Origin of the sequence: Paenibacillus sp. Y5S-9, assembly GCF_036894235.1 — a bacterium.
GTDB lineage: Bacteria > Bacillota > Bacilli > Paenibacillales > Paenibacillaceae > Paenibacillus.
The window spans coordinates 6,850,593-6,868,327 of record NZ_CP145887.1 but is presented as its reverse complement, the minus strand read 5'-3'; the positions used below and the strand labels follow the sequence as shown (position 1 = coordinate 6,868,327).

General features: G+C 43.9%; 15 protein-coding genes. 7 read left to right on the top strand and 8 right to left on the bottom strand.

Features of this window, described 5'->3' with window-relative positions; translation table 11 throughout:
* The first annotated feature begins 235 nt into the window (after positions 1 to 235).
* The 4 genes from rlmH to V6669_RS30070 all read left to right on the top strand — a co-directional run bounded on the left by rlmH (position 236) and on the right by V6669_RS30070 (position 3,837).
* The gene (gene rlmH, locus V6669_RS30085; protein WP_017691463.1) at positions 236 to 715 is read left to right on the top strand and encodes a 23S rRNA (pseudouridine(1915)-N(3))-methyltransferase RlmH; all 480 of its coding nucleotides are present in this window, start codon (positions 236 to 238) and stop codon (positions 713 to 715) included.
* 190 nt (positions 716 to 905) lie between these two features.
* Complete coding sequence (locus tag V6669_RS30080; RefSeq protein WP_338595092.1) at positions 906 to 1,874, top strand: AraC family transcriptional regulator; 969 nt, start codon at positions 906 to 908, stop codon at positions 1,872 to 1,874.
* Positions 1,875 to 2,055: 181 nt separating this feature from the next.
* Entirely contained in the window at positions 2,056 to 3,015 is a 960-nt protein-coding gene (locus V6669_RS30075) for an SDR family oxidoreductase (protein WP_338589605.1), read from the top strand.
* Between the two features lie 195 nt (positions 3,016 to 3,210).
* On the top strand, positions 3,211 to 3,837 hold the full coding sequence (locus tag V6669_RS30070; RefSeq protein ID WP_338589603.1) for a DUF2306 domain-containing protein: 627 nt from the start codon (positions 3,211 to 3,213) through the stop codon (positions 3,835 to 3,837).
* A 129-nt stretch (positions 3,838 to 3,966) separates the two neighbouring features.
* On the opposite strand, the gene V6669_RS30065 is transcribed toward V6669_RS30070, so the two are convergent.
* The 3 genes from V6669_RS30065 to V6669_RS30055 all read right to left on the bottom strand — a co-directional run bounded on the left by V6669_RS30065 (position 3,967) and on the right by V6669_RS30055 (position 6,943).
* Entirely contained in the window at positions 3,967 to 4,143 is a 177-nt protein-coding gene (locus tag V6669_RS30065) for a hypothetical protein (RefSeq protein ID WP_338589601.1), read from the bottom strand.
* 15 nt (positions 4,144 to 4,158) lie between these two features.
* The gene (locus V6669_RS30060; RefSeq protein WP_338589599.1) at positions 4,159 to 4,362 is read right to left on the bottom strand and encodes a CPBP family intramembrane glutamic endopeptidase; all 204 of its coding nucleotides are present in this window, start codon (positions 4,360 to 4,362) and stop codon (positions 4,159 to 4,161) included.
* 556 nt (positions 4,363 to 4,918) lie between these two features.
* On the bottom strand, positions 4,919 to 6,943 hold the full coding sequence (locus tag V6669_RS30055; RefSeq protein ID WP_338589597.1) for a right-handed parallel beta-helix repeat-containing protein: 2,025 nt from the start codon (positions 6,941 to 6,943) through the stop codon (positions 4,919 to 4,921).
* Positions 6,944 to 7,216: 273 nt separating this feature from the next.
* Between V6669_RS30055 and V6669_RS30050 the strand changes: the two genes are divergently transcribed.
* A complete protein-coding gene (locus V6669_RS30050; RefSeq protein ID WP_338589594.1) occupies positions 7,217 to 8,302 on the top strand; it encodes a 5-methyltetrahydropteroyltriglutamate--homocysteine S-methyltransferase in 1,086 nt (361 codons plus the stop codon).
* Between the two features lie 28 nt (positions 8,303 to 8,330).
* A complete protein-coding gene (locus tag V6669_RS30045) occupies positions 8,331 to 9,821 on the top strand; it encodes an aldehyde dehydrogenase family protein (RefSeq protein ID WP_338589593.1) in 1,491 nt (496 codons plus the stop codon).
* A gap of 180 nt (positions 9,822 to 10,001) precedes the next feature.
* Here V6669_RS30045 and V6669_RS30040 read toward each other — a convergent pair whose 3' ends face one another.
* The 5 genes from V6669_RS30040 to V6669_RS30020 all read right to left on the bottom strand — a co-directional run bounded on the left by V6669_RS30040 (position 10,002) and on the right by V6669_RS30020 (position 14,664).
* Positions 10,002 to 10,454: a HEAT repeat domain-containing protein gene (locus V6669_RS30040; protein ID WP_091035293.1), complete on the bottom strand. Its 453-nt coding sequence runs from the start codon at positions 10,452 to 10,454 to the stop codon at positions 10,002 to 10,004.
* A 102-nt stretch (positions 10,455 to 10,556) separates the two neighbouring features.
* Positions 10,557 to 11,507, bottom strand: coding sequence for a YndJ family transporter (locus V6669_RS30035; protein ID WP_338589589.1), 951 nt, complete (start codon positions 11,505 to 11,507; stop codon positions 10,557 to 10,559).
* Between the two features lie 483 nt (positions 11,508 to 11,990).
* Positions 11,991 to 13,034: a fibronectin type III domain-containing protein gene (locus V6669_RS30030; RefSeq protein ID WP_338589587.1), complete on the bottom strand. Its 1,044-nt coding sequence runs from the start codon at positions 13,032 to 13,034 to the stop codon at positions 11,991 to 11,993.
* A 301-nt stretch (positions 13,035 to 13,335) separates the two neighbouring features.
* Complete coding sequence (locus V6669_RS30025; RefSeq protein ID WP_338589585.1) at positions 13,336 to 13,881, bottom strand: DUF6199 family natural product biosynthesis protein; 546 nt, start codon at positions 13,879 to 13,881, stop codon at positions 13,336 to 13,338.
* Positions 13,882 to 14,037: 156 nt separating this feature from the next.
* Complete coding sequence (locus V6669_RS30020) at positions 14,038 to 14,664, bottom strand: hypothetical protein (protein ID WP_338589583.1); 627 nt, start codon at positions 14,662 to 14,664, stop codon at positions 14,038 to 14,040.
* A 582-nt stretch (positions 14,665 to 15,246) separates the two neighbouring features.
* Between V6669_RS30020 and V6669_RS30015 the strand changes: the two genes are divergently transcribed.
* Positions 15,247 to 17,622 carry an Ig-like domain-containing protein gene (locus V6669_RS30015; protein WP_338589581.1) on the top strand — a complete coding sequence of 792 codons (2,376 nt, stop codon included), beginning with the start codon at positions 15,247 to 15,249 and terminating at the stop codon, positions 17,620 to 17,622.
* The last annotated feature ends 113 nt before the right edge of the window (positions 17,623 to 17,735 follow it).

The following is a 17,735-nucleotide window of genomic DNA, read 5'->3' as shown; positions in this document are numbered from 1 at the left end:
GTTATATTGCTGAAATGGCCTCGAAAGTGGTGGGGAGTGCTCGTTTGATGCGAAATAGCGTGTTTCAGATTCGTTAGATTTTAAAAGAGCCGAAATGGGGCTGATTAAGGTGTGTGGAATTCGTTAGAATTTGGAGAAATGTTTAGTATAGGTATAATACAGTTGGAACGAACGATGCGATGAAGCATCTTACTTATAGAATATCTGGCAAGACAATTTAGGAGGAATGAATTTCATGTTTATTCAGATTATTGGCGTAGGCAAATTGAAGGAAAAGTATTTAACGCTGGGCATTCAGGAATATGCCAAGCGGCTCGCCCCGTACATCAAGTTTCAGATGATCGAGGTCGCAGACGAAAAGGCGCCCGATACCCTGAGCGAAGCTGAGGTTCGGGCGGTAAAAGAGCGCGAGGGCGAACGCATCCTCGCACATGTGAAGAGCGAGGCGCATGTTGTCGCGCTCGCATTGGATGGCCAGCTCTGGAGTTCCGAAGAGCTGGCATTGGAGATCGACAAGCTCGGCACGTATGGGACGAGCCATGTCGTGTTTGTCATCGGAGGAAGCCACGGGCTCTCCGATGAGGTGTTGCGCCGCGCGAAGCAGCGCTTAAGCTTCGGGCGCATGACCCTGCCGCATCAGCTTATGCGGCTGGTGTTGGTGGAGCAGATTTATCGCGCGGTGAAGATAAATCGGGGGGAACCGTATCATAAGTAAAGCACATTGGGAGGCGATAGCGAGAAATGCTGTCCGCTTCGTGCTAGCGGGGAATCCCCTCGGACTTGCAGAAGGGTAGACTTGAGATATCCATGCTAATTTAACTTTAATGCTTAAGCTTTCTGGATGCGCCTGTGGTATCATGAACATGCCTATCATCCTGTTACATCTGAGGGGGAAGAAGTTGCTTGTGAACATGGACAATTACTATAAATATGAGGATGTATCTGTATTAGATGATGCCAATTCAGCGCTAGATAGTGAAGCAGCTCGGTTGGCAAGTTTGATTTACACGCATACTTCGCAGGATGGGACCTATGCTTCACCGATCCATGGTCTCTATGTGAACCGATATTCGCAAGTAGAAGCGGCGGATGATGTTCACACTATGTTCTCGCCGGCAATCTGCATTGCAGCGCAAGGGAAAAAGCGAATTACCGCAGGCAAGGATGCTTATGAGTATAGTGCTTCGCGAATGTATATTGCCCCCGTTGCCTTGCCTGTTTCGATGAAAATCATGCAGGCCAGCCCCCAAATACCGTTCTTGGGGATAGGTCTATACCTCGATCCGCAAAGGATTGCTTCGTTGCTGCCGATGGTATTTCCTAATGGTTTACCGGAGGTTCGCAATCGCAGTGCGTGCTATGTCATCGAAGCAGACTTGGCTATGATGAACGCCGCTGCAAGATTGATGGCCTGCCTGTCCTCTCCCGATGATGCTCAAATGCTGGCTCCATTGGTGAAAGACGAGATTTATATCCGCATCCTCCGTAGCCCAATCGGTGTTTATGTTGCCGAGACTGTTCTGGCGGAATCGGGCATGCAGCAGGTTGCAAAAGCGATTGATTGGCTCCAAAATAACTTTTCTCAGCCGTGGAAAGTAGCGGATTTGGCGGAGCTGGTCCATATGAGCGAATCGTCGTTTCGCGAGTATTTCAGATCGGCTACTGCGATGAGCCCTCTGCAATATCAAAAGGTGCTGCGCCTGCAAGAGGCGAGGCGTCTAATGTTATCCAGCTCCATTGACGCAACTACGGCGAGCCGGCGTGTAGGCTATTTGAGCGATTCCCAATTTAGCCGCGATTACAGCCGATTTTTTGGGTGTCCTCCAACTAGAGATATCACAAGGTGGCGTCAGGACCAGCAAAAGTTGAAGTGAAACGCACATGTAAACGGCTTTTCAAATTTCCGCGGGCATAGAGCCTAGCGGATTTTTTATTTTTGAGCGGCGGAATCTGTTGAATCAGGCAAAAACTCGGACGGAAAAGGCAAAGACCGCAGTAGTCAATCCCCTATACTAAGAGTAAACATCCTATCGATAGGAAAGGGGATTTCTGAAAATGCGTGTATTGGTTACAGGGGCGACAGGCTTCATCGGAGGGGCGGTCGTTCGCGAACTGCTGGATGCCGGTCATCAAGTGGTTGGTCTTGCCCGTTCTGAAAAAGCCGGCAAACGGCTTACGGCACTGGGTGCCCAGGTTCAAGTCGGTTCGATTGAGGATTTAGCAGGCTTGCGCAAAGTGGCTGCTGCAGTAGACGGGGTCATTCATTTGGCCTTCTTCCACAAGTTCTCGCATGCGGGCCTTCCAACTCGGCTTAGGGTTTTATTCGGAGGGAATCCTCGTCATGTAGTGATGCGATTTATGAAGGCTGCAATTGAGACCGATAGGCGAGCCATCGAGACACTTGGCACCTCCTTACCCGCCGGTGACCGGGCGCTTGTCGTCGCGATGCCTACGATGACGCTTACTCCCGGCCGTCTCGGAACGGAGGCCAGCGCTGGGGATCCTCAATCGCAAGGTGGATTACGCATCATTTCAGAACATACCACCCTAGACTTGGCGAATCGTGGGATACGTTCCTCGATTGTACGCCTCCCACCGATCGTACACGGTGAAGGCGATAAGACGGGCTTGTTCCCAAATCTGGTGAACATCGCTCGCAAGAAGGGGTTCTCCGCCTATACAGGCTCCGGTAACAACCGTTGGCCATCCGTGCATCTACTGGATGCGGCGCGCCTTTTTAGACTCGCCTTAGAACAAGCTCCGGCAGGGTCCCGGTTTCATGCAGTGAGCGAAGAGGGCATTCCATTTCAAGAGATCGCCACGGCTTTGGGCCTCCATTTGAACTTGCCGGTCCAAGGTATTGGGGTTGAAGAAGCAGGTCAACATTTCGGATGGCTTGCACCCTTCACGAAAACGGATAATCCGGCGTCCAGTGCGTTGACGCAGGAGCGTGTAGGATGGAAACCAGTACATCCTACCCTTTTAGATGATATTCGGAAGGGGTATTATTTCTAACTGTAAAGCTGGGAGGAAGCGAAGATCCGTTTGCACCAAAAGTACGGCAGGAAACTTGACCACGACAAGCGTTGAATTTGTATGTCCCTTTCTGGCCGATGCCTTAATCGAGAAGATCGGTATTGACTCTATAGCCACTATAGAGTTTAAAGGGACAACAGCTTCACGGTGCATCAACGGAGGAGGATAATTCTAATGGGAAATAAGATGATTCGGTCACTCGTTTTCATTCTTGCATTTTCGATTGCCGGATACGCAATTGTTCAGTATGGCGTGCTTAAAGCTAGTGATGCAGGACTTGTCTCTTTCAAATTGCAAAAGCCGAATTTTGAACTCAAACCATGGATATATGTACTATACATCCATATTGTTACCGCGATATTTGCCTTGATCATAGGACCCTTTCAACTATTTATGAAGCCAACGAATGATAGGAAACGTTGGCATCGCCTATTGGGGTATGGATATGTTCTTTCGATTACAGTTAGTGGAATCGTGAGTGTGTATTTATCCCTTTTTGCCACGGGAGGTTGGATTGCAGGGCTTGGGTTCATGTCGCTCGATGTATTGTGGGTTGCGACGACGCTTATTGCAACGAGAAAAATCATGGCGAAAGACATCGAAGCTCATAAAGTATGGATGCTTCGCAGTTATGCACTTACTTTTGCAGCGGTCACGCTTCGAATCTGGTTAGCGCCGCTGAATCTTCTGCTTGGCGATTTCGAGGCGGCGTTTCGGGTTGTCGCTTGGGTTTGTTGGATACCTAATCTGCTCGTCATAGAAGCCGTGATTTTCAGAATGAGGTTGCGGCAGCAACAATGATTCACAACTGCCAGCTACAGAAGGAACGCTAAATGCGCTCCTTCTGTACAATGAGAATTAATCGAATCAGTTCATGAGCTGGACAATCTTTTCAAGCTCCAACTTTCCATCCAAATAGCGGGAAACAAATCATGGCCGTTTCTGTGCAGCACCGATCAGCATCGGAATGGCAATCACAATTCCCAGGATCACCGTAACAATAGAGCCCTCCAGGTCAAAATCTCCCCCCGTAAGCCATGCTGCGCTGTCAGCCTTTACCGTAAACAACCCGGCCGTAGGGAGTCCGGACACAGGAATGCCAAGCACACCTTCAAGTGCATTCTAAGCAAGATGCAGCCCCATGGCGAACCACAAATTACGCCGCCACAAGAATGCAGCTCCGAGCAGAACCCCTGCTTCCAGAGTGATGGCAAGTGCGCTCCATAGTGTTGCTCCTGGATTGCCAAGATGGAAGGCCCCGAAGGTAAGCGAGGTTACCGCAAGTGCAATCCAGCTGCCCCATAATTTCTGTATAGGTTGAAGCATCAATCTACGAAACCGAAGATAATCGTACCCTGAGCAGCGGAGGGGGATTCTCTGCGACGCGACCGGGACGATCAATTATAAAATGGATGAGTTTCTTCCTTTCTTCTTCCTCATTATTGAACGTCTTTTTGTAGGTGTCTGATATTCTAGCTGTTGTAATAGAAAGTTAAAATTCCTGTTATCTTTGTACGTAGCCATACATAACCTCACCCCCAATACTTCATATCTATATTTTACCACTATGGGGTTTTCTGCTGTATTTACCTTCAAGTTCGACATTCAATTAAATTTGGCGTGAGCAACTATAGGTACGATAGCTGAACGGAATCAGCAGATCGCTGTGTAGCAGTTCCTCTCGTTTTTTTTCGCCGATAACCCCGTTAAGCTAAACCGTACCACAAGTAACAGCGGAATACTCTTGATAAAAATAGAGATTACCCGAAAGAAAACAGAGTATCGTTCACCAATTAAAAGCCTCTATCCCGATAGCAGAATAGAGGCTCTACACACAAAAAAGATCCAATCACCTGAAATGACTGGACCCTCAATCATAAACTTAAATTTCAAAATCAATCTTACCCTGTTCGCTTAACTCAAACGGACCAGGTGTAACATCTGCATCGGGTCTCTTTGTTCCGAAGAAATCAGAGTCAAAATGATATGGAGTGCTGTCCGGCTCCTCAAATTTCATGTTGGCGTGATAAGTCTTTCCAAGCAGATCCGTGGAAACTAACATTGCAGAGGTTCCCCGAAGCAATTCGGGATCATGAATCTGAATGTGCACTTTGCCTAGTGCAGGATCAATTTCAACGTTTATACCCTTCTGTGAATAGATCTTCCCATCCGATTCGTGACGACTTGGAACCGCATCGTTAAGAAATACATTGCCACCCATAGCTACTGGAAGAACGGCATTGCCTATAAAGATATCCTTCGCGGCATCGCCAAGCTCAAGAAGCTCCTCTTTGGTGTATTCCCACCATCTCTTATCTTTCACATCAGGATGTTGATCGTAGCCGCCAAGTCCCACAGCATGCAGATAACATATGGAATTGTCCGGAACACCATCCATGACCGTCTTCCCATCCTCTCCAACTTCATCCCTTGGTTTAAGTGGAAGATGCTCAAAAAAGGTGATGGGCACAGGCTCCTTATTAGGATCGTTATCACCCAAGAAGATATTGTTGTAGTACCTGTCATCGCCCCCAGTGATATTGGAGTATCCCGCCAAGGCCGTCTCGTGTGGGAAGTGATATGGCGTAATACGGGTAATCTCGGAACGAACTACAAATCGGCCTGCAAATAAATTATGAGTGAATGCCCCGCCCTGAGCCATATTTCTGAAATTCATCGGAGAGAGAAATAGATTGTGATCGACCATATACGGACCATGGCAAACCTCAACGAAAAGGTCTTCCGAAAGATTGTCAAAAAATACATTACGGCTGATGCGAGTGCCCTGTGCCTGCCAGTCAAGCCAAAGCGCACGGTAACAGCTATACATTATATTTTCGCTAATTTGAGTATCCAGTGAAGCATGCAGTTTAATTCCCGCAACTTCGGCACCGTGTCTGAGTCGTTTGTGGTGAATATTATAAATACGGTTTTGATAAATGCGGCTGAAGGCTGCTCCCATATGACCCACAATACCAGCCTGTTCACAATCATGAATCACATTACCTCGAACTGTGTGACTGCCGATGTTATCTTTATGCCAGCCGGAGCGTAATGCTTGTAAAATAACCTCCTGCTCGCGTTGAGTACCACCTTTACTATGCTTCTCCAAAGACTTGGTGTGCCCTGTGCCGATCTCGGTACCCAGGCTAATACCAACGCATTTGGATTCACTGATTATATTGTTTTCAATAATCCAGCCCTTGCTCCAGTGAGGTCCAATCAAACCTTCCTGGTAGTCGGTAGGCGGTGCCCATTGAGGAGAGGCTTGACTAAGTGTGAAGCCACTTACGGTGATATAATTGAGTCCCGGTTTCTCAGGCCAGAAGCAATAAGGACGTACATTAATTTCTACATTTTCCTTACGAGGATCTTTTTCTCCAAAATTGGCCCAGATTTTGGTTGTCGTAGAACCAACCTCGGCATACCATTTTAACAATGAATCCTTGGGATATTTGGCTTCGGGCCAAACTTCAGGATTGTGAACGCTTTCAACACTATTGCACTCATATAATGATTTGCCATCCAAATAGACATCGCCGAGATGAACCGGGAAAGGCCCGTCAAACAACCAGTCTCCACTGAGCTCCACCTCAAAGGGATTACGAACGGAAAAGATAGAGTTGAGCACTTCTGTGCTCCAAACATGGTCTCCTTCAGACTTCCAGTTGGTAATCCGCTCAGCTCCTGTAATCACAACTTCCCCGTCTCCTGCGGATCGATATACGATTCGATGCTCCGCTGTTCCTCCATTCGCCGGGTTAACCCATTCCCTGTATACTCCCGCATGAACAATAACGGTATCACCAGCCATGGCATGAGCCGCAGCGCGTGATATGGTACGAAGGGGTTGATCTGCTGTTCCTTTTCCTTGATCATTCCCATGGTTGGATACATGATATTCCATAACAACTCTCCTTCTATTTAAAAATGTTTGTTGTATCTCGTTATTATACTAGAAAATAAATGTATTGGGAGAGATAGGAAGTCAAGTGTCGGGCTAAAGATATACTGATATAAGGTAAGCCACATCATTACCCTATGAGGTTGTGGTTTTTTTGTTTTTCGAAACTTTAGATATTGTTAAAAGCTATAACCAGCCATGCTTTTTTCATATAACAAGCATTCCTTTTCATCATGCTATACTCATTAGACTAAAAAGTTAGAAGGAGAAATAGTTATGATACCATTTCGTAATGATCATGTAGGCAGCTTTCTACGCCCTGCAGATTTAAGTCAGTCACGTGAACAATATAAATCAGGCAACATCACATATGAAGAATTAAGAGCTGTGGAAGATCAAGAGATTATTCGAATTATTGAAAAGCAGAAGGAGAATGGTGTGTCTGCCGTTACGGATGGTGAATTCCGTAGAAGCTGGTGGCATTTTGATTTTCTGGGCGGCTTGGATGGCGTAGAGCTGTATGAGGAAATCGATGGACCTCAATTCCATAACATGCAGACTCGCAAGGGCGGGATTCGTGTTGTGGGTAAAGTTGATTTCTCGAGTCATCCCTTTGTTGAGGATTTTGAGTTTTTGAAAAAGCATGCAGGTGACGCAGTGGCGAAACAGACCATTCCAAGTCCCAACATGCTTCTATATCGGTTGGAAAATGGCGCCAATATCTATACGGACCGGGAGCAATTCCTTCAGGATACGATTGCGGCGTATCAAAAAGCCATTCAAGCCTTCTATGATGCAGGATGTCGATACCTGCAATTAGATGATACAGCTTGGGCAGACCTATTCTCAGAAGCTGGTCACGATAAGCTACGTGCTAAAGGTCTGGAACCGGCAGAAGAGTTGAAAACGATGCAGCGAATGATTAACGAAACTTTGGCTCATAAACCGGCGGATTTAGTTGTGACGATGCATATTTGTCGTGGTAACTATAAATCAAATTATTTCTCAACGGGTGGTTACGAGTACGCTTCTGAAGTTATCTTTGGTGGCTTAAACGTAGATGGATTATTCCTGGAATTTGATGATGAGCGCTCAGGTGGCTTCGAGCCTTTACAATATGTGAATCGAAAAGATTTGAAAATCGTGCTTGGTTTACTTACTTCGAAAACAGGCGAGTTAGAGGATAAAGAACAGATTAAAGCTCGGATTGCAGAGGCGGCAACCTATGTACCACTTGAGCAACTTTGTTTGAGCCCACAATGCGGCTTTTCTTCCACGGAAGAAGGCAATATTTTAACGGAAGAACAACAATGGCGTAAACTTCGTTATGTGAAGGAAATTGCAGAAGAAGTTTGGAATTAATCCATCTAAATAACGGAGGGGATGCAAAATGACGACGCAAGCAGACCAAGAGACAATTATCGTTGAAGCGTTGATTAATGGTCAAAATGTAAAATCCCTTTCGCAGTTAGCAAAAGAGAACCCGACAAACCCCGCTGAGATCGTAGGCTATTTCCCTGTCACTACGAAAGAACAAGCCGTTGAAGCGATTGAAGCAGCGGCAGTAGCTTTTAAAACATGGAAGCAGACCTCCATTGATGAACGCATTACTCGGATGCGCAAGGCAATAGAGAAGATTAGAGCTACTGAGAATGAAATTGTGCATTTGCTGTCTAGAGAACATGGCAAGCCCCTGTATGATGCACACGGTGAAATTTATGTTTCGTTAATGTGGATGGAGTTTGCTTGTAATGAAGCCAGATCGGCTCTACAGGAAGAGATCAAAGAGCATGAGAATGGTAAAACAATTCTTACTTATGATCCAATTGGTGTGGTGGCAGCGATTAGTCCATGGAACTATCCCATTGCTTTATCTACCATTAAGATTGCTCCTGCCTTACTTGCAGGCAACACGATTGTGCTTAAACCAAGCCCATTTGCACCACTGGCGGCAGCGAAGGTAGCAGAGATTATTGCGAGTGAGTTCCCGGCTGGTGTTATCAATGTGGTTCATGGTGATGCGGATGTGGGCGTTGAACTGACTAGTAATCCTTTGGTTACTAAAATCGCCTTTACAGGTGGAACCGCAACAGCTAAGCATATTATCAAAGCAGCTTCGGAAACGATTAAGGATATGACACTTGAGCTTGGCGGCAATGATGCGGCGATCTTCTTGGAAAGCTTTGATGTACATGATGAGCGAGCCATGCGCCGGATTGTCATTTCTAATTTTTTGACAACAGGACAGATCTGTATGATCGCCAAACGCGTGTATGTACACCGTTCTATTTATGATGAGTTTGTGGAAAAATATATAGAGGCGGCTAATCGCTGGATTCGAATTGGTGATCCATTTGATTCAAATACAACGATAGGTCCGGTTAATAACCTGAAGCAGAAAGATTACGTGCTTGGTTTGGTTGAAGATGCGCAAAAGCGCGGGGCTAAGGTCATCCCTCTCGGGCAAATTCTGGATCAGAAGCTGTTTGACCAAGGTTACTACCTACAACCTACGCTGGTTTTGGGTTGCGATGTTCATGATCCGATTGTAGTAGAGGAACAGTTTGGCCCTACGGTTCCGATTCTGCCATTTGACGATGAAGAGCAGGTTATTCATCTACACAATGAAAGCATATATGGATTGACGAGTTCTGTGTGGGGCAAAGAAGAGGATGCCATCTCCGTCGCACGCCAACTCGAAGCGGGAACGACCATGATTAATACAGCTGCTGTTCAAGGTCTTGACGTTCGGTTCCCTTTCGGTGGCTTTAAGCAATCTGGTATTGGCCGTGAATACGGCGCCGAAGGTATCCGCACTTATACAGAAAAACATGTCATCAACGTTCCGAAGACACTGGATCTTCCTTATATACCAGAATAAATCTTATAGCACACAACTTTGACATCGTACGAGGAATGTACATGTGAAATTAAATGTAGGCTATTTCAAAGTGCTAAAGAGTGAGATGAAATCTGGTGACAATCAAAATAATAAGAAATAAAGAAGCCACTCCATTTTTTGGAGTGGCTTTGTATTCAGCTATTTTACGGTGAACGGCGGCTATCTTCTACCTAGTGTCTCCCAAATTCCATGGAGCCAGGCGTCGAACTCAGCATCTTTGTCGCCCTCGTAAGTATCATAGAGATCAAGACGTGTCTTTTGCAGTTTTTCCTTAAATTCCTCAAATGTATGACCTTCAGGAAGGCTTTTTTTGATCCGCAGCAAAATTTTGTTAGTACCTTTAAACAGCTCGCCTTTGTTTTTGGCAGGCATTTGTACATCTTCATCCAACTGTTTCAGCTTGTGATATGCGGCTTCACGCACCTGGAACACTTGATCATTTTTCAAAACATGCTGAAGTAACTTAATGGTAGGGGCTGTATCCCAGTTTCCCAATTCGTTCACCGCATTCAGTCTGTCTCTCCAGCTTGACGTCCGGTTAGCCGCTCGTTTGAGCTCTTCAAAGTTCTCCGGTAGTTCGTTCACTGCTCCAACTTCATGGTTGTTCGTCAAAATTCAATCTCCTTAATCATCGCCATCTCGGCAGAATGATGAATGTTATTAAACACTATTATAGCACGAACCTGACTAAACTACTCCTATGAAGCCGATTGGTTAGCCTTTTCCTTTAACGAAGTCTACCATGAACACCCAACCAATCAGTCCACACAAGACAAAACCAAACGCATGCAGAGCTCCGTAAATGGGAATGAAATCGCGTATGGTTAATGAGTACATATTTTTCAGTAACGGATAGAAGATGGAAATGACAACCACCGTGTAAAAGGCTAGGCAAGAAAGGCCTAAAAAGATGGTTGCCTTAATATCCAAAGCGTTTTTCCTCAAGTAAGTAAGGAGATAAGCGGTGTAAACCACAATATTACAGGCGAACAAAGCGACACCAATGTATTCAATCGGCTTGGAGAAAATCATACCAATCGCAATCAAGATGGGTCCGATGATATCGATGGCAACAACCCAGGGATACCAGCTTTTCTTCATCATGATGCGTCCCAGTTCACCAATGAAAATTGGAACGATTGCAGATGAGAAATGAAAGTGAACCGAGCTTAACGCGTGCGTTGCAGGATTAGCTTGAAAGAGGTTCAATTGATATTGATATAAGGTAAACCAAATGCCTCCGATGAAAAAATAAACGAGCCCCGCACCAATTGCTATTTCCGCTGCTTTTCCTTTAGCGATCACAATAGTGGTCAAGCCATAGATGCCGAGCAGCAGTGTGAACAGTAGCCATCCAAGAGACAGAATCCCTGGAATTTCCGTACTTTCTAACCCCCACATCTTACTACTCATTACCGAGGCCAGGGTAAGAAGCGCGGCGGGAAATTGAAGCCATTTCATAGCGGCATACATCATTCGTTGATATGTATTCTTCGCGTCATGGTCCAAAAGTAAAATTACAAGAGGCACAATAACGAAAGCCGCAAACAGCAGAAATTTTTCAACAAGTTCGAATTGAAAGTAATCTAGATAAAATATCAGAATGGTTATGATTCCACCGGGAAACACGGGTGATTTCATGAGTTGCTTCAAGGAACTATTCATGGTTTTCCCTTCTAACCTACGTTTATCGTAATACTTGCCTGCATCCAGTTGTGTAGCGTTCTTTAGTATAGATCGGCAATTCTTCTTTTAGTAGTCTAACATATTTATTTGTCAATATATGAAAATAAGCTTATCTTACTGCGAGAAGGATCGATATGGGGGGATATCAGTCAGATCTGTACTATGATTTTCCCCAAGAAAACGAAAGCTATGTTCACCGAATCGCTCGTACAAGAAAAATCTTAAAAATAGCCCTTCCGCTTTTAAAGGCGAGCCTTCTGGTATTATCAAGCCCGTTTGAGATGGACTGGAAAAACACCGTCTGCAGACATTTTAAAGACTTTTGTCTCTAAAATGATACGGTGAACCATATCACAAGTAACGTCAAAAAGCTTACCTTTCAGTAAATATGTGCTTGGTACACTTTCGCATAAAACAAAAAAAGCAGGAGACTATAATTAGTCTCACTGCTTTTTCGAATGATTATTTATTTGTTACTGGAGTGTATTCATTCACTTCAAATGTAATGATTTTATCAAAGAGGATATAGTCTTTTCTACTATTGAATTGTCCAATGTTATTTTGAAGTTTATTGATTGCAAACATGATAGGTCCGGTACCGGATGCCTTTTCTTCATACCACTTAATGAAGGCATTTACATCCGTCATAGAGAGATCGTACTCTTTTTCTAGACCTGTATTAAAGGTGATTTTAAAGATTGCTCTTTCTATCGCTATTGGAGCTTGTGGCGTAGCAGAAACTTGGTTAGAAGGTGCGCTATCCCCATTTTCATTAACGGCTGTAATCTCGTAATAGTATGTAGTTCCATTGATAACATCGATATCTGTATAGGTAGTTGAAGTTACAGTTGCAATCGTTTCAAATGGGCCACCAGAAGTGAATGCGCGTTTGACGTTATACGTATCTGCATTACTGACTGAAGTCCAGTTTAGATCAACCTTAGCGACCTGAGCCTGTGCACTCAGAGTTGGTGAAGCAATACCTTGATTAATCAAATAACCAGTTTGATCAATATCAATAGCATCTAGAACCCAACGTTTTGTATCAGTAGATTTTATTTGAACAGTATGTTTACCGGATTTTAAATTTTCCACACCGAACACGAGGGCTTTATTAACTGGTGTCGCTGTTCCAGAAGAATTAGCTGGAGAATAATCGACTCCATCAATTGTAACAATTAATTTCGTTGTGTAGTCCTGATACATTGTACCAATAATTCTTAATTGCGTACCATAAAATGTGAATGTTACAGATTGAGAAGAATCCGTAGGGTTATTTGGGATGAGATGCAACGTATTACCAAAAAAGTTAGGACCAGTTTCTTCTTTCCACTGAGCGCCATTATACGATATTTTCTTGTCAGCATCATCAATTCTTTGCCATCCCGACTCAGCAACCGATAATTGCTGACCAACTGTTGCGGCCGATACACTTGAACCGAAAAATGATGAAACTAAAATAAATAGGGCTATGAAACTTAATGTAACCTTTATTTCCTTAAACATTGATATACCTCCAAAACTAGTGTTTTTTATTAATAGATGTATAATATATTGCGTAAAAAATATTGTCTAAACATAACATGGGATATTATGTAAATTTTGATGATTGTGATTAAAAACATATTTATAAATAAAGCAACTCCGCTAGCTACGATAGACTGAAAGAGAACCGTTAACGAAAGTTTTCTATAGTTATTTTGCTGCCTTGATATGCCACAGTACTACTCAATTTGCGATTCACATCTGTATATGACAAAAAAAGAACCTCACATAGGTGAGGTTCTTGAATATTATAATGACACTACTAATCACTATAATTGGTGTGAAACCAATTTTTTAACTCTTCGCTCATTATCTCAAATTCCGTCTCGGTAAACTTCGGATGCAATTCGATTCCTCCAGATGGTCCGAAAATAACGATGTCTAGGCTCGTTTCATCTATAAATGTAATTTTTCCAGCATTGTTCGATCCAAAAGCATCACCTGCATCAAAAGGTCTAAGTTCTGCATCTTGTATCATTTGGATAACCTTATTTTTTTCTTCTTCGCTTAATATTTCGGGATTAATCATGCCAATACTGATTTCTTTTACTTGCCCTGCATTCAGTTTCTCTTTAAATTGTTCCGCCCATTTGCTGTCCGCTCCGCTTCCTGTGGAGCAACTTGAAACGATCAGTATAAAACCGACTATCACTAAGACAATACCTGAGATCCGTCCAGCATTTAATGCTAAATCACTTGGCTCCGCATCTTTAAACTTCCATCCCAGTCGAACATACCAAGCAAAGTAAGGCCAAATCGCCGTAATTATTCCTATGATTAAGACTACAACACCTATAATTCCTGTCAAACAATCACATCCTGTATATGTTAATTATTCTATTTACTACGATAAATACTTGTTAAAGTTTCTTGTATGTAGATATCCATTGCTACACATCAGCAATCTATCAAATTCCTTGAAAAACAAAAAAGAGCCGCGAATCACGCGGCTCTCCCTCTAATTTTAGCGCCCACCCGTATTGGAAGCCCAGACAGGAATCCAACTGTTCGGATAATAATCATTGGTCAGGGTTGTGTTATAGAGAACTAAATTCCCATCACTTTGCATGATCAGTGTATCACCTGTTGTGTTACTTGGTAAGCTGCTTCCGTGATGACCCGGAATCCATGAGGTGGTATTGGGAGACCAAGCAGCTACCTGTACAGAAGTATCGATCACCAAAACTTTATCCCATCCCCAACCGGTGTAATATTCGAATTTACCTGTAGCCGGATTAAAACCAAAACGATAACCATATTGGTAAACATCTTGATATTTCATGCCATATTTATACATGACAGGTTTCCCGTATTGTGGTTCAAACTTGAACGAGAGAGCACCGCTGTTACTAGTTCCGCTACTCCAGAGAGAAGAACCGTTTTGATAGATAACGAAGTTCCCGTCATTTTGCCAAATGGCTGAAAATCTACCATCTTGGGAGGTTAAATAGTCACCCTTTGCCATGTTTTGGCCAATCGTGAGCTTATCTCCGAGATAGCCAGCAGAAGCCGTCGTTGGTAAGGCAAATGCAAGAATCAACAAGCAAGCCATAAGAATTCGAAAAGATCTGGGGAAAAGTTGTCTGTTCATTGGACACGCTCCTATGTTTTTTTAATGGTTGAAGCTAAATGCATAGAACTACAAGTCCTTATAATTATTTCGTATTTCTGCGCAGCGTTCGGTTAGGAGTGGTGAAAGAGCAATCAACACATCCCCCAGTGGTAGTTATAGGGAAAATCGACATACAATGCTCTCCGGGGTCACCTCCTTTAATAGACAATAAGTTGCTGAATACATCGTATGTAAATGGATATGTGTTAACGAGAGTTGAGGGAGCTGGAGGTCCACGGAAGGTTGCTATTATAACTGCCCATACATTTGACCAAAATAAGAATATGACTTTTTATACCATTATATCAACTAAAAAGATAAAATACATAATTTTCTATTAACATCTATCTGTTCGATAGTGGAAGGCATAAATGAATACTTTTAACTAGTCTCACTCTCGACTTACAGTTAGTAGTTCAGTTGTGGCAAACGATTTATTTTTATTTGTGGATATAGGAATTTGGACGAATGTGTCGAATGATTGATTAGATTGAATTTGAAGTATTTCAAAAGAGTTTTAGATGATTTTTTCATCCAGAGGAAAGATACGAGGAGGGTCATATGAATTTTGGCAAAAGGATAGGGAGCTTCATTCTGGTCTTGTCTCTCATTACAGGACTGTTGTATTTAAAACCATCGGATAAGGTGTATGCAGCGGCTCCAACGTCAACAATCACGATAGATAATACGCTGCTGAAAATTGGTAGCACATCAAAGGTAACCTTTACGTTCTCGGAAGCGGTACAAGGGTTGGATTATGGAGACTTAACGGTTCCAAACGCTACACTGACTGCACCTTCATCTTCGGATGGAGGCATTACGTGGACCGCAACTCTCACACCTGACCTCGACATTACAGATGCAACCAACGTCATTACTCTCAACAATGGGGGTGTGATGAATCAAGACCGTACTGTAGGTGCAGGTATAACCACCTCGAATAATTATGAGGTCTATACCGCCCGGCCAAAGGCAACGATTGTTGTAGCCGATACAACACTGACCATTGGTAAGACATCACAGGTAACGATCACATTCTCTGAGGCCGTGACAGGTTTTACCCTCGCAGACCTTGCGGTGACGAATGGAACAATTCACAATCTGGCTACAGATGACAATATTACGTATACAGCAGAACTAACCCCAACTGTCGGCATGACTGCTGCAATCAACAAGATTACACTCGACAATATGGGTGTGATGAATCAAGGCGGCAATGAAGGCATAGGAACAACAGACTCAAATAACTTCGCAATCGATACAGTAAGGCCCACAGCAATGATTGTCGTAGCCGATGCTGCACTTACCGTCGGGAAGACATCAGAGGTCACCTTCACGTTTTCCGAAGCAGTAACAGGCTTTACCAGTGATGATCTGACCGTTGCAAACGGTACGCTAGGTGCCGTTAGTTCTTCCCATGGAGGCATTACATGGACCGCGATATTGACGCCGACTGTCGGTATCACGAATGGAACGAATAACATTACACTTAATAATACAGGCATCAATGATGTTGCAGGCAATGCCGGCACGGGTACGACAGATTCGAATAATTATGCGGTCTATACTGTCCAACCAACGGCAACGATTGTTGTAGCTGATACAACGCTGACCAGTGGCAAAACATCCGTGGTAACGATCACATTCTCAGAGGCTGTGTCGGGTTTTGATAATGCGGATCTGACGGTTGCGAATGGTACACTGAGTGCTGTTCAATCATCCGATGGGGGTGTGACGTGGACAGCAACGTTAACACCTCAAGCGAACGTGAGCAAATCGTTCAATGTTATCACCCTTCAGAATAATGGAGTGTCTAATGGTGCCGGTAATGCAGGACAGGGTATAACGGAGTCCAATCCGTATTCCGTTTTCACTATACAGCCTGTACAAACAACAAGTCCGAGCAGTCCTTCTGCACCAATGGCTCCGATAGACAATACAGTCACTTCAACAACGGGTAAAATAACCATTCCGATGGGTAAGTCAGGCGTTGTTAGCTTGGGCAAGGAGATTCAAATCTCAATTCCAGCCGGAGGATCACCTCAAGAACTGACTTTGTCGATTGATAAAGTATCTGATACCGAAACTCTGCTAAGAAATAAAGAGATTCTGGCCAGCCCGGTATTTGAGCTTCTGAAGAATTTCACAGAGAACTTTCTCAAGCCGGTAAAAATGACATTTACATTTGATTCATCAGGTCTTGAGAGTCACCATTCGGCAGCTGTATTTTATTATGATGAAGTGAATAAGGCATGGGAGAAAGTGGACGGAGGTATTATAAAAGGGAACCAAATCATAGTCGAGGTCAATCACTTTACGAAGTATGCTGTCCTTGTTGTAGATAAAACCAGCGGAAAGCCCATCTTGAATAAGCCAGCTGAACCGACGACAGAATCTGGCTTTAGCGATATCTCGGGACACTGGGCAGAAGCAAGAATTAAACAAGCCTTAAGCAGCGGTATGATTACCGGTTATCCGGATGGAACGTTCAATCCGGGGAAAAACGTCACACGTGCCGAGTTCTCAGTCATGCTGATGAGTGCGTTGAATTCACAAAAAGCAGGAGTGGAACTGGCATTCTCAGATAAAACCGAAATTGGAGCTTGGGCCAAAATGGCAGTCTCGCAAGCCGTGCAAGAAGGCATTCTTAGCGGTTATCCGGATGACACGTTCCGGCCAAACGCCAATATAACACGTGCCGAGATGGTAGTGATGGTTGCGAATGCGCTCAAGGTATCTACTATAGGAAATGATGCAACGTCTTTTTCAGATGAGAAATCTATTCCTGTTTGGGCAAAAACCTCTGTGGCAGCTCTGAAGGAACATGGCCTTGTCGAAGGTATGGATAACAATTATTTTAAACCTAAATCACCGACCACTAGAGCAGAGGCTGTTGTTATATTGATGAACATGTTAGATAAAACCAAAGCAGAATAGTAATTAACAGAGAAACATCTCTACCTCTATAGAGAGGAAATTGGGGTGAAAGATACTCTTGCGGTTGAGTGTTCTGAGCAACTATATGAAGGAAATAAAGGCACCCTGTAGGG